This is a genomic window from Neobacillus sp. SM06, from assembly GCF_050496765.1.
Taxonomy (GTDB): Bacteria; Bacillota; Bacilli; order Bacillales; family Cytobacillaceae; genus JAEVLT01.
Window position 1 is genome coordinate 255,586 of the sequence record NZ_JBNWEO010000018.1, and the last position, 13,486, is coordinate 269,071.

The window sequence follows — 13,486 nt, forward strand, 5'->3', positions numbered from 1 at the left end:
ATATGGTAGGGAGATGATGAATACACGTACTAGAAAAGACCGTTCCAACACGAACGGTCTTTTCTTACTTGTAACACCTGATAAAAAACTGTTATGATTTTACATAAGAAGCTGCGACGCTCTTTTTGTCAAACATTGACTTCCGCCGCTTAAAAGAGCCAATCGGTTTAAAGGTAATTTATTGGGGGAGATCTTTTTGGAAAGACTTCAGCAGTATTTAGTCGCGATACGAAACACGTTGGATATTGCTTTTTTTCGAGTGCTTTTTTTCGTTTTGATTGGGATCGTTCTTTATGTAGCCATGTATAACAATGTTAAACCGGAGAAGCTTAATTTAAGTTTGTTTACCGTCGCCGATCGGACGATCCGATCGCCAAGTACGGTAGAAGACCAGCAAAGCACGGAAAAAAAGCGGAGAGAAGCACAGGATCAAGTTCAGGATGTTTATATTGTCAAAAAAGAATATACGCAAAACCGGGTCGATCTGATTACCTCTATTTTTGATTCGGCTCTGGAGTTAAATGATGAAATAAAGCTAAACGAGAAGAAACAAACTCCGGGGCCGAATGGCAAGGTATCCGAACCTACTGTACCGGAAAAAGTCGAAATGCTGAAGAAAAAATTAACATCCACAGTAACAAAAGATTTATCAGACATGGTTTTTACTGCTCTTGCTAGAGCAAGTGATGATGAATTGTCAATAGCCCAAGATTTAACAGTAACAGCGATCAATACCGTCATGACAAAAAGAATTCCAGCGGATGAGGTCGAAAATGCTAAAAAAAGGGTTGAGGAAGAATTGAAATATTCAGCTCTCTCCGACAACTTAAAAAGCGTCGCGATTGAATTGGGCAGGTATGCTGTTGTGCAAAATGAATTTTACGACCCAACCGCGACGGAAGAACTTCGGCAAAAAGCACTTGATAGTGTGGAGCCGGTTAAAATACTGCAAGGGCAAATCATTGTCGAAGAAGGGAAGTTGATTGACCGGGAAATTTTCCGTCAGCTAAAGCTTGTCGGGCTTCTTGACAATAACAGCACGATGAAGCCATTCGTTGGGTTAGCCATCTTTGTTAGTATCATTTTAGCATCTGTCTATTACTATTTTTATCAATTGAAAATCCAACCGGAAAAACGGCAAACCTACTTGTTGTTATTTGGAATGATCTTCAGTTTAGGAATTGGATTGATGAAAATCATCAGCAAGCTGCAAATTTTTGACTTTGCCGGAATCGGCTACTTATTTCCCGCAGCGCTCATTGGCATTCTTCTGAAAATTTTAGTAGAAGAAAAGCTGGCGATCCTTTCATCGATCCTATTAGCTGTCTGTGGAAGCGTCCTATTTAACGAAGGGGTGTCGAGCGCCCTTAATTTTTCAGAAGGAATTTACATCCTTTTTAGTGCATTGGCGGTCATTCTTTTTTTAAGCCATAACTCTCAGCGCTCAAAAATTTTACAAGCGGGACTGTTGGCTTCACTTGTTAACTTGGCAACAATTGGCTCACTGTTGTTTTTAGCCAATGGACAAACATCCGGAACCAGCTATGCATTATACTTTGTAACCGCATTGGTTTCCGGTATTGGCTCCGCTGTGCTCGCAATCGGGTTGCTTCCGTTTCTGGAAGGAAGCTTTGGGATTCTCTCGACAATGAAATTAATCGAGCTTTCCAATCCCAATCACCCGTTATTGAAAAAAATCTTGACAGAGGCCCCTGGAACGTATCACCACAGTGTGATGGTAGCCAATTTAGCTGAATCTGCTTGTGAAGCGATTGGGGCAAATGGACTGCTTGCCAGGGTAGGCTGTTATTACCATGATATTGGCAAAACGAAGCGGCCGAATTTTTTTATTGAAAATCAAATGAACCGGGATAATCCCCATGACAAACTTCCTCCAGAGAAAAGCAAGAATATTATTATTGCACATGCAATAGACGGAGCGACAATCTTAAAAAAATATGGAATGCCAAAGGAGATTGTTGATATTGCCGAACAGCATCACGGAACATCGCTCTTGAAATATTTTTACCATAAAGCGAAGCAGAGCGGGGCTGAAGTGAAGGAAGAGGAGTATCGTTATCCGGGACCTAAAGCGCAAACAAAAGAATCCGCTGTTGTGGGGATTGCCGATAGTGTTGAAGCGGCAGTACGTTCAATGAGTCAACCAAAGCCGGAACAAATTGAGCAACTTGTGAAAAATATAATTGCCGACCGCTTGCAGGATGACCAATTAATTGAATGTGACTTAACCTTAAAGGAATTAGACATTGTCTCAGAAACGCTATGTGAAACGGTAAAAGGTATTTTTCATTCTAGGATTGAGTATCCGGAAATAATCAGACAGAAGGTGAGACAAGCATGAGATTAGAAATTGATTTTGCTGATGAAACAAGCCAAATGACAGATAGACAGATGAAGGAAATTGAAAATATTTTAAATTTTGCTGCCTTAAAGCTTGACATTGAAGAAGGAAGCGAAGTGTCGATCACGTTTGTCAGCAATGAACGAATTCGGGAAATCAACCGTGATTATCGGGATAAGGATGCTCCAACCGATGTCATTTCCTTTGCGATGGAGGAACTGGGAGAGGGAGAAGTTGAATTAATTGGTGTGGACATACCAAGGGTGCTTGGAGACATTATCATTTCGACTGCGAAAGCGAAGGAACAGGCGGAAGAATATGGCCATTCATTCATGCGTGAACTTGGGTTTCTTGCCGTTCATGGCTTTTTGCACCTGCTTGGCTACGATCATATGACAGCAGAGGACGAAAAGAGGATGTTTACCCTTCAGAAGGAAATTTTGGATGGATATGGCCTTACACGATAATCGAAGAAACAGAAAGCAAAAGGCGTTGTGGAATTCCTTTCGGTATGCCTTTGCAGGGATCGGTGCAGCGATAAGGCGGGAACGGAATTTTCAAATTCATCTCTTGGCTGCAGGGCTTGTCATCGGATTTTCCGTCTTTCTTTCCATTTCAAAAATCGAGTGGTTGTTTGTGCTTGCTGCCATTGGCGGAGTTCTTTCCTTAGAACTGGTCAACTCGGCGATGGAGCGGGTCGTTGATCTGGTAACGGAAGAGTATCACCCGCTTGCAAAATTGGCAAAGGATTTTGCGGCGGGAGCGGTTCTCGTTTTCGCGATTACGACGGCTATAATAGGATTGATTATTTTTATGCCAAAACTGATCCAGTTGTTTTTCTAATTTACTCGCCTAATATTTGTGAGAAAATTCTAAAATTTTTATTACGATTTTGCTACAAGTAATGATTCTGCGACTCATTTGAGGTAAAATAAGAGTAACTCGTCGAATTGGCGAGACAAAAAAAGGAAGGTTCAATGTAAGCCTTTTGGTTTTACCGCTTTTTGAACCCGCTGCATCTTCCAGTGCCTTTGTTCCACTGGTACAATCGTGTCCGCACGCGCTTTTAAGTTTACAACATCTATTGAAATGGGCAGCAGCTGCGCAAGTTACTGATTGCTGACAAAAGATGTGGCCCCAAATGGAGCTGCGTTTCTATCGGAGGATATGCATGACAACCAATACAGATCGTTCACAAAACTATAAATCGGGATTTATTTCCATAATCGGCCGTCCGAATGTGGGTAAATCTACATTTTTAAATCGGGTTATTGGGCAAAAAATCGCCATTATGAGCGATAAGCCGCAAACAACCCGGAATAAAGTTCAAGGAGTATTAACAACAGAAGATGCTCAGCTGATTTTTATCGATACACCGGGTATTCATAAGCCGAAACATAAACTTGGCGATTTTATGATGAAAGTGGCTCAAAACACGTTGAAAGAAGTCGATTTGGTTCTATTTATGGTAAATGCTGAAGAGGGATTTGGCCGGGGTGAAGAATTTATTCTTGAAAAATTTCAAACTGTCAAAACGCCCATCTTCCTTGTGATTAATAAAATCGATCAAATTCATCCCGATCAATTGCTGCCGATTATTGAATCGTATAAAGAAAAACACCTTTTTGCCGAAGTTTTTCCAATCTCGGCACTTGAAGGAAATAATGTCCAGCAACTGCTCGAAAAAATCAAAACATACTTGCCGGAAGGTCCGCAGTTTTATCCGGCCGACCAGGTAACGGATCACCCGGAAAGATTTATCGTCTCCGAGCTGATTAGAGAAAAAGCGCTTCATTTAACACGGGAAGAAATTCCTCACTCGCTTGCAGTTGTTATCGATAAGATGGAACGCCGTGAAAACAAAAATATCATCCATGTCATGGCCACCATTATCGTTGAAAGAGATTCGCAAAAAGGCATCATTATTGGCAAACAGGGATCAATGCTTAAAGAAATCGGCAAGCGGGCACGAGTTGATATTGAAAACTTGTTAGGTTCGAAAGTATTCTTGGAGCTTTGGGTCAAGGTGCAAAAAGATTGGCGGAATAAAATGTCCCAACTGCGTGATTTTGGTTTTAATGAGGATGAGTATTAGCGATACAACCCTAACTAAAATATTAGTCAAATTTGTGAAATATGCATGGACAACATTAACAAAATTTGTGACTTATGATTTTAGCAAGACAGGCTATGATAATTGTATAGTTTGGGATAGAAAAGAAGGCTAGTCTAAATATTGAAAGGTGGGGTTTTCGATGTTGGATTTTACCTGGAAAGTATTTACCCAGACAGGTAATATTGACACATATCTTCTCTTTAAAGAATTGGAAAAGGAAGAAAAAGAAACACCCGGTATACTGGATGATGAACTAGCACAAATCGATTTTCCCGTTTCATAAGTTTGTCTTCGCTTACCTTGGATGGTGACGATGAATGCTTCAAAAGTGCGAAGGCATCGTAATTCGAACAACAGATTACGGAGAAACCAATAAAGTAGTCACATTGTACACGCGCGAATGGGGGAAAATTGGCGTGATGGCTCGAGGGGCGAAGAAGCCGAATAGCCGGCTTTCGGCCATCAGCCAGCTTTTTACGCATGGGAATTATCTCGTTCAAACCGGTTCAGGACTTGGGAGCCTTCAGCAGGGCGAGATGATTACATCCATGCGTTCCATTCGGGAAGATATTTTTTTAACGGCCTATTCAAGCTATATTGTTGAATTATTAGAGAAAAGTGTCGAGGATAAAAAGCCTAATCCTTATTTGTTTGAATTGCTTTATCAAACGTTACATTACGTAAACGAAGGCTATGATTACGATGTAATGATGAATATTTTCGAAATGAAAATGCTCAATGTACTTGGATTAAATCCAACGCTTAATCAATGTTCCGTTTGCGGCAGCACAGACGGGCATTTTTCTTTTTCCATTCGGGAAGGCGGGCTGATTTGCCATCGCTGTTTCGATAAAGATCCGTACCACTTAAAGCTTTCGCCGGCTGCTGTCAGACTCTTGAGATTGTTTTATTTTTTCGACTTATCAAGGCTTGGAGCGATTTCAGTCAAACCGGAGACAAAAGCTGAATTGAAAAAAATTATTTCGGCTTACTATGAGGAATACTCTGGACTGCACTTGAAAACAAAAAAGTTTTTGGATTCCATGGAGCAGTTTCGCCATCTTCTCTAGTGACCATTGACTTTTTTTGATCGTTTCGTTACTATTTGTGTAATATGAATAGTTGCCGTGAAGGAAAAGAGTACTTGGATGTCTCCATAAAAGCGAACCTAGGACGGTGGAAGCTAGGGTATGGGGTGCCGGGGAAGGGCGTTCTGGAGCAACAAATGGATGAAAGTGGCTGCCTTGATTTTTCTTGGCGGCAAATAGGGTGGAACCGCGGGTAACTCTCGTCCCTATGCTAAATCAGCATAGCGGCGGGAGTTTTTTAATTTTAAAAAAGGAGTTAGTGAAAAATGAGTGTTTCGATGGATCAGATTGTTTCACATGCAAAACACCGGGGCTTTATCTTTCCTGGATCGGAAATTTACGGGGGGCTTGCAAATACATGGGATTACGGTCCGCTTGGCGTCGAATTGAAAAATAATATCAAGCGGGCATGGTGGCGAAAATTTGTTCAGCAATCACCTTATAATGTCGGGTTAGATGCCGCCATTTTAATGAATCCAAAAACGTGGGAAGCCTCAGGTCATATTGGTAACTTTAATGACCCAATGATTGATTGCAAAAATTGTAAGGCCAGGCATCGTGCTGATAAATTAATTGAGAACGCCCTTGAAGAAAAAGGAATTGAAATGGTCGTTGATGGCCTTCCATTTTCCAAAATGGAAGAGCTGATCAAAGAGCATGAGATTGCCTGCCCTGATTGCGGCAGCCATGATTTCACCGGTATTCGCCAATTTAATTTAATGTTTAAAACCTTTCAGGGGGTAACGGAAACAAGCACAAACGAGATCTTTCTTCGCCCTGAAACAGCACAAGGGATTTTCGTCAATTTTAAAAACGTTCAGCGAACAATGCGAAAAAAGCTTCCATTCGGCATTGCTCAAATCGGAAAAAGCTTCCGAAATGAAATTACACCTGGGAACTTTACTTTCCGGACGCGCGAATTTGAACAAATGGAATTGGAATTTTTCTGCAAGCCGGGAGAAGAGCTGAAATGGTTTGAGTATTGGAAAGAAACAGCAGAGAAATGGCTGCTGTCCCTTGGTATGAAGAACGAAAACCTAAGGCTTCGCGATCACTCTAAAGAAGAGCTGTCCCATTACAGCAATGCGACAACAGACTTTGAATATAAGTTTCCATTTGGCTGGGGCGAGCTTTGGGGCGTTGCTTCAAGAACGGATTATGATTTAAAGCAGCATATGAAATTTTCAGGTGAAGATTTTCAATACCATGATCCAGATACAAATGAAAAATATATTCCATATTGCATCGAGCCGTCCCTTGGGGCAGACCGGGTGACTTTAGCCTTTTTCATTGACGCTTATGATGAGGAACAGCTTGAAGACGGCACGTCCAGAACAGTCATGCGTCTGCATCCGGCATTGGCTCCATTCAAAGCGGCTGTACTGCCATTATCGAAAAAGCTATCAGAAGAAGCACGCGAAGTGTTTGCTACATTGGCCGAGCATTTCTTAGTCGATTACGATGAAGCAGGCTCCATTGGCAAGCGATACCGACGTCATGACGAAATTGGCACACCATTTTGCATTACGTATGATTTTGATTCCAAAGAAGATCAAATGGTGACTGTAAGAGACCGAGACACGATGGAACAAAAGCGCATCCCGATTGCGGAGCTTGTGAACTATATTGAAGCGAGACTGAAATTTTAAGGCAAGCGAGTTGCCCGTTCCTTCATTATCAAAAGGTGCAGTAACCCTGCACCTTTTCGGTTTCGATTGGAATTATGGACTTTGCGTTGTTGCGAACGTTGGACAAGTTTTTCATTTTAGCGCTAACATTCTTTTTTGGCAAAAAGAAATAGTATATAATATTTTCATAAAAGTATGGCCTTATGAATGAGCGGAGCGGTTTTCTAGAATGGCTGTACAAATGCTGAGCGCTTACCGATGAACCAAAGGGTGGTGAGGACAATCGAACTGAACAAACGCCAGGAACAAATATTGCAGATTGTAAAGGACAACGGCCCGATTACAGGGGAACATATTGCGGAGCAATTAAATTTAACGAGAGCGACCTTAAGACCCGATCTCGCGATTTTAACAATGGCGGGATACTTGGATGCAAGGCCGAGGGTCGGTTATTTTTATACAGGGAAATCGGGTACCCAGCTGTTAACCGAAAACTTGCAAAAAATTTATGTGAAGGATTATCAGTCAATTCCTGTTGTCGTTAATGAAAATGTTTCGGTTTACGATGCGATTTGTGCAATGTTCCTTGAAGATGTAGGTACATTGTTTGTAGTGGATCAAAATTCTGTACTTGTCGGAGTGCTGTCGCGGAAAGATTTGCTTCGCGCCAGTATTGGCAAACAGGAGCTTTCGACGATCCCGGTGAATATTATTATGACTCGAATGCCCAATATAACAATGTGCGAGAAAGATGATTTGCTGATTGATGTGGCAAAAAAGCTCATCGATAAACAAATTGACGCGCTGCCGATTGTAAGAAAAAAAGACACGGGCTATGAAGTGATTGGAAGGATAACAAAAACCAATATTACAAAAGCCTTTGTAGCGCTTGGAGAAGATGCTTAGCAATTTAGATGAGGAGCTGGTCAGGGAGAATGAGTATGCCGGTTATATACGTCGTATCCGATTCAGTCGGAGAAACAGCAGAGTTGGTAACAAAAGCGGCCATTACTCAGTTTAATGGTTCCGGAATGAAGATTAAAACGTTCCCATATGTCGAAGATAAGGAAAATATTGATGAAGTCATTTCGCTTGTAAAGTTTGACAAAGGCATGATTGCCTATACATTGGTTAAACCGGAGATGCGCAAGTATATGCAGGAGAAGGCGGTCGAAGAGGACATTCGTGCGGTTGATTTGATTGGCCCATTAATGGATCAAATCCAGCTTTTTTGCGGTAAAAGTCCTTTATGTGAGCCTGGTCTTGTCCGCAAATTGGATGAAGATTACTTTAAAAAAGTCGAAGCAATTGAATTTGCCGTGAAATATGACGATGGCAGGGATCCGCGCGGTATTTTAAAGGCAGACATTGTTCTTATTGGGGTTTCCCGAACATCGAAAACACCGCTATCCCAATATTTGGCTCATAAACGCTTGAAAGTGGCCAATGTGCCGCTCGTTCCCGAGGTCGACCCTCCTGATGAATTATACCAAGTGCCTGCTGAGAAATGCTTCGGCTTGAAAATCAGTCCGGAGAAATTAAATCATATCCGCAGGGAACGGCTATTATCGTTAGGACTGAATGATCAAGCAAGCTATGCCAATATTGACCGTATCAAAGAAGAACTCACCTTTTTCGAAAAAGTCGCCGAAAAAATTCAATGCCCGGTCATCGATGTAACAAACAAAGCCGTAGAAGAAACCGCAAATGTCATTTTACATCATCTTAAAAGAAATTAATCACTCTCTCACATAATCATCCTTGGTTATGTGATTTTTCTTTTGTAAAATTATCAAGATAAATTCAAAAAAAATCGTAGCGAAATGAAATGAATTGTACTATAATAAAAAATTGTGATAAAAATATATCTTTTTAGGTTTAGACTTGCATAGGAACGAATAAACTATTTATTGTTAGATGTCAAGGGGATAGCCGTAATAAAATTCGACATGATTCTTTCCGACAAAAGTTTTCATTTGAAGAAGGAATATGTGGAGTGATGTAGAATTAATACTAATAAAATTGGTATACCGACTATTTTTGTTGATGCTGATTCGTGCCCGGTCAAAGAGGAAATTGTCGAAACAGCTGAATGCTGCAATGTCAATATTGTGTTTGTTGCTTCATATAATCATGTAAAGAGCGGAGCTTCAGACCAAAACTGGGTTTACGTTGATACCAGCAAAGAAGCTGCAGATCTCTACATCATGAACCATTGCTCAAAAGGAGACATCGTCGTAACGCAAGACATTGGGCTTGCTTCAACATTGCTACCAAGAGCGGTTTATGCCTTGTCTCCAAGGGGAACTTCATATGATGAAAAAGAGATCGTGGCTGCTCTCGAAGTACGTTATTTAAAGGCAAAAGCTAGAAAGCGGGGTATATATGGGAAAGGGCCGAAACCCTTCAGAGAAGAGGATCGGCAAAAATTTAAAAAAGAATTGACGAAAATTTTGTCGAAATTCGCAGGACTTTAAGCAGTGCGTAGCGAATACTTGTTAGGTAAATGGAGTTGTTTTCATGGTAGACCGCATTGCCGAAGAGAAAATCAATCAAATTCGTCAATCCGTTGATATCGTCGAGGTCATCAGTGAGTATGTCCAGTTGAAAAAACAAGGACGAAACTACTTCGGACTATGTCCTTTCCATGGAGAAAACACACCATCTTTTTCCGTATCAGCCGATAAACAAATCTTTCACTGTTTTGGCTGTGGCGCTGGCGGTAACGTGTTTACCTTTTTGATGGAGCTCGAAGGAATTTCCTTCCAAGAAGCTGCCGTCAAACTTGCCGGAAAAGCGAACATCGAGCTTCAGCTTCGCATGGATGCTTCCGTAAAAGAAAGAAAGCTGCCAAAAGACCTTCAAGATCTGTATGATGCACATGAGCTGTTACGAAAATTTTACCATCATTTGCTGATAAATACAAAAGAGGGTCAGCCAGCATTGGAATACTTGCTAAACAGAGGCTTTACACGGGAATCCATCGATAAATTCCAAATAGGTTATTCGCTTGATTCTTGGGACTTTGTTTACAAATTTTTGATAAAAAAAGGCTTTCGTATTGAAGTAATCGAAAAAGCCGGGCTGATTATCAAACGTGAAAGGGATGGATCGTATTTTGATCGATTTCGCAATCGGATTATGTTTCCGATTGATGACCGAAACGGAAAAACGATTGCTTTCTCGGGAAGAGCATTAGGGGCAGATGAGCCTAAATATTTAAATAGCCCTGAGACTGCAATCTTCAATAAAAGTAAAATTTTATATAATTTTCATTTAGCCAAACCGCATATACGCAAAATGCAAACTGCCGTTTTGTTTGAAGGATTTGCCGATTGTATAGCTGCTGATCGAGCCGGTGTAGAAAACGGTGTTGCGACAATGGGAACGTCTTTAACAGGCGAGCATGTTTCCCTTATTCGGCAAAACGCTCAAGCAGTCACGATTTGCTATGATTCTGATAATGCCGGGATCGAGGCCGCGTTCAGGGCAGGAAAAATGCTTACTGAGGCAGAATGCAGCATTAAAGTAGCACTGATGCCAGATGGATTGGATCCAGATGAATTTATAAAAAAATTCGGATCCGAGAAATTCCAAAAAGAAGTGATTGGCGCAAGTTTAACATGGATGTCGTTTAAATTCCTTTATTACCGTAGAGGAAAAAATCTGCAGATAGAAGGAGAACGGCTTGCCTACATCGAAGAAGTACTGCAGGAGATCAGCATGCTGCCGAAAGCTGTTGAAAGAGACCATTATTTAAGACAGCTTGCTGCCGAATTTTCGCTTTCTCTGGAAGCTTTAAAGGATCAGCAAAAACAAATCTTTTTTGCGAATAAAAAACAAGGAAAAACAAAGCCGAGTCCCTCTTTAAAGCTAAAGCAAGTTACTGAGTTGAAACCAGCCTATCATACGGCTGAACGGCGCTTAATTAACCATATGCTGAAAAACCGCGATGTCGCGTTTAAGGTTCAGGAGTTATTGCAAGGCAAAACATTTAATATAGATGAACACCAAGCAATTATTACGTACCTTTTTGGATTTTATGAAGAACATCCAGATCCTGCATCCAGTGAATTTTTAAATTATATTCAAGATGCGAAACTCCGAAGAATTGTCGCAGACATCGAAATGATGTCACTCAATGATGAACTGACAGATCAAGAGCTGTCTGATTATCTTAAACAGGTGTTGAATCATTCAATTTGGTTAAAGATAAAGGAAAAAGAGGCAGAAGAAAAGGAAGCCGAGCGCCAAAGCGATTATAAGAAGGCTGCCGCAATTGCGATGGAAATCATTCAATTGCGTAAAATGTTATAGATGTTTTTGGATTTTTGGAAGGAGGGGGACATATGACTGAAAAGTCAGCCCGTTCAAAAGAGGTTGAAAATGAACTAACCCTTGAACAAGTCAAACACCAGTTAACAGAACTGGGCAAAAAAACCGGCGTCCTAGCCTATGATGATATTGCCGAGAGAATGGCAAATTTTGAGCTTGATTCTGAGCATATGGATGAGTTTTACGAAACCCTTGGTGAGCAGGGAATTGAGCTTGTCGGAACTGCCGGTGAAGATGAAGAAGATCCGGACATCCACGATTTAGAAAAAGAAGACGAGGATGAATTTGATTTAAACGACCTCAGTGTTCCTCCAGGTGTAAAAATCAATGATCCGGTTCGGATGTACTTAAAGGAAATCGGCCGCGTTGATTTATTATCTGCTTCCGAGGAAATTGAACTGGCGAAACGAATTGAAAAAGGAGATGAAGAAGCAAAGCGGCGCCTTGCCGAAGCAAACCTTCGTCTCGTAGTCAGCATCGCCAAACGCTATGTAGGCCGTGGTATGCTGTTTCTTGATCTAATCCAAGAAGGAAACATGGGTCTGATCAAAGCAGTTGAGAAATTCGACTATAACAAAGGGTATAAATTTAGTACGTATGCAACATGGTGGATCCGCCAGGCGATCACCAGAGCGATAGCAGACCAGGCAAGAACGATCCGCATTCCGGTTCACATGGTCGAGACGATCAACAAGTTGATCCGCGTTCAGCGGCAGCTGCTTCAGGATTTAGGGCGTGAGCCATCACCGGAAGAAATCGCGGAAGATATGGACCTGACTCCTGATAAAGTAAGGGAAATTTTAAAAATTGCCCAAGAGCCTGTTTCATTGGAAACGCCGATTGGTGAAGAAGACGATTCCCATCTTGGCGACTTTATTGAGGATCAGGATGCTACATCTCCATCCGAACATGCTGCATATGAGCTTTTAAAAGAACAGCTCGAAGATGTGCTTGATACCTTAACAGATCGGGAAGAAAATGTACTCCGTCTTCGCTTTGGACTTGATGACGGCCGTACACGCACCCTAGAAGAGGTCGGAAAGGTATTTGGCGTGACCCGTGAACGCATTCGCCAAATCGAAGCCAAAGCGTTAAGAAAGCTAAGGCATCCAAGCCGCAGCAAACGCCTCAAGGATTTCTTGGAATAGAAAGGGAGAAAGAATAGTTTGCTTCTCTTGGAGGGAAGTGGACTATTCTTTTGTTTAGTTCGAATGCGCTTACCTTATTAGTTATTTTACTGAATTGTCATTTATTTTGCAAATGAACTTCGTATGAAAATGAACGAAATTTAGTTGGAGGAGCTACTAAAATAGCCCCATTTTTTAAATTTTCAAAATTAACTGTACGATTGTTTCGTAAAGTCTTTCCCTTCTCAATTTTTTCAAGTAAAATAGTACTTGTTGTAAGGTTAGTAAGGAAGACTTCTTACAAGGGGAGGGTGAGGGTATGAATCGAAATCCAATTGTACCTTTCGTTGTCATCATGGTTTTTGGAATCGCTTTAATGTTTGGGCTGTCTTTTAAAGGCAACAGCGATGCCAAAAGCGCCGCAAAGGAAAAGGGAAGCGGCGGGAATGCAAAGACAGAGACGGTTTCTGCCAGCAAGCCGGAAGACATTTACAAGAACACTTGTATCACCTGCCATGGGGATCAATATCAAGGGGTAGTGGGTCCATCATTAAAAGGAATTGGAACAAAATTGTCAAAAGATGAAATTAAGACAATCATCACAAAAGGAAAAGGGAACATGCCACCGAATCTTGTGTCGGCAGACAAAGCGGATGCAATGGCTGAATGGGTGTCAAAGATTAAATAACGATTTAGGATATGAAAAATACAAATGGTTGATTTTCTTACGGAATTGGTGATCGGAAATCTATTGCGAAAGAAAAAATCCATTGTTTAAAAAGGTCCTTTGCATATGCAAGGGACTTTTTCTATACTAGAATGGTGCCTAT

Annotated in this window: 13 protein-coding genes; all 13 read left to right on the forward strand. The window is 41.2% G+C overall.

Annotated features, from left to right (window positions below; all coding sequences use genetic code 11):
- Nucleotides 1-196 precede the first annotated feature (196 nt).
- The 13 genes from ACQYAD_RS16375 to cccA all read left to right on the forward strand — a co-directional run bounded on the left by ACQYAD_RS16375 (nt 197) and on the right by cccA (nt 13,344).
- A complete protein-coding gene (locus ACQYAD_RS16375) occupies nt 197-2,362 on the forward strand; it encodes an HD family phosphohydrolase (RefSeq protein WP_430239798.1) in 2,166 nt (721 codons plus the stop codon).
- 50 nt (nt 2,363-2,412) lie between these two features.
- Entirely contained in the window at nt 2,413-2,829 is a 417-nt protein-coding gene (gene ybeY, locus ACQYAD_RS16380; RefSeq protein ID WP_430240011.1) for an rRNA maturation RNase YbeY, read from the forward strand.
- Complete coding sequence (locus tag ACQYAD_RS16385) at nt 2,807-3,205, forward strand: diacylglycerol kinase family protein (protein ID WP_430239800.1); 399 nt, start codon at nt 2,807-2,809, stop codon at nt 3,203-3,205. The genes ybeY and ACQYAD_RS16385 overlap by 23 nt, the downstream gene beginning before the upstream one ends.
- 328 nt (nt 3,206-3,533) lie before the next feature.
- Nucleotides 3,534-4,457, forward strand: a complete 924-nt coding sequence (gene era / locus ACQYAD_RS16390; RefSeq protein WP_430239801.1) for a GTPase Era — start codon at nt 3,534-3,536, stop codon at nt 4,455-4,457.
- Between the two features lie 160 nt (nt 4,458-4,617).
- Nucleotides 4,618-4,761: a YqzL family protein gene (locus ACQYAD_RS16395; RefSeq protein WP_430239802.1), complete on the forward strand. Its 144-nt coding sequence runs from the start codon at nt 4,618-4,620 to the stop codon at nt 4,759-4,761.
- A 34-nt stretch (nt 4,762-4,795) separates the two neighbouring features.
- Nucleotides 4,796-5,548 (forward strand): DNA repair protein RecO, encoded by a 753-nt coding sequence (gene recO, locus ACQYAD_RS16400; RefSeq protein ID WP_430239803.1) that lies wholly within the window; start codon nt 4,796-4,798, stop codon nt 5,546-5,548.
- A gap of 284 nt (nt 5,549-5,832) precedes the next feature.
- Entirely contained in the window at nt 5,833-7,215 is a 1,383-nt protein-coding gene (locus tag ACQYAD_RS16405; protein ID WP_430239804.1) for a glycine--tRNA ligase, read from the forward strand.
- 237 nt (nt 7,216-7,452) lie between these two features.
- The gene (locus tag ACQYAD_RS16410) at nt 7,453-8,100 is read left to right on the forward strand and encodes a helix-turn-helix transcriptional regulator (RefSeq protein ID WP_430239806.1); all 648 of its coding nucleotides are present in this window, start codon (nt 7,453-7,455) and stop codon (nt 8,098-8,100) included.
- A 29-nt stretch (nt 8,101-8,129) separates the two neighbouring features.
- Nucleotides 8,130-8,933 (forward strand): pyruvate, water dikinase regulatory protein, encoded by an 804-nt coding sequence (locus ACQYAD_RS16415; protein ID WP_430239807.1) that lies wholly within the window; start codon nt 8,130-8,132, stop codon nt 8,931-8,933.
- A gap of 297 nt (nt 8,934-9,230) precedes the next feature.
- Nucleotides 9,231-9,671, forward strand: a complete 441-nt coding sequence (locus tag ACQYAD_RS16420; RefSeq protein WP_430240013.1) for a YaiI/YqxD family protein — start codon at nt 9,231-9,233, stop codon at nt 9,669-9,671.
- A gap of 43 nt (nt 9,672-9,714) precedes the next feature.
- Nucleotides 9,715-11,511, forward strand: coding sequence for a DNA primase (dnaG, locus tag ACQYAD_RS16425; RefSeq protein ID WP_430239809.1), 1,797 nt, complete (start codon nt 9,715-9,717; stop codon nt 11,509-11,511).
- Between the two features lie 32 nt (nt 11,512-11,543).
- Nucleotides 11,544-12,677 (forward strand): RNA polymerase sigma factor RpoD, encoded by a 1,134-nt coding sequence (gene rpoD, locus ACQYAD_RS16430; protein WP_430239811.1) that lies wholly within the window; start codon nt 11,544-11,546, stop codon nt 12,675-12,677.
- A gap of 298 nt (nt 12,678-12,975) precedes the next feature.
- Nucleotides 12,976-13,344 carry a cytochrome c550 gene (gene cccA, locus ACQYAD_RS16435; RefSeq protein ID WP_430239812.1) on the forward strand — a complete coding sequence of 123 codons (369 nt, stop codon included), beginning with the start codon at nt 12,976-12,978 and terminating at the stop codon, nt 13,342-13,344.
- The last annotated feature ends 142 nt before the right edge of the window (nt 13,345-13,486 follow it).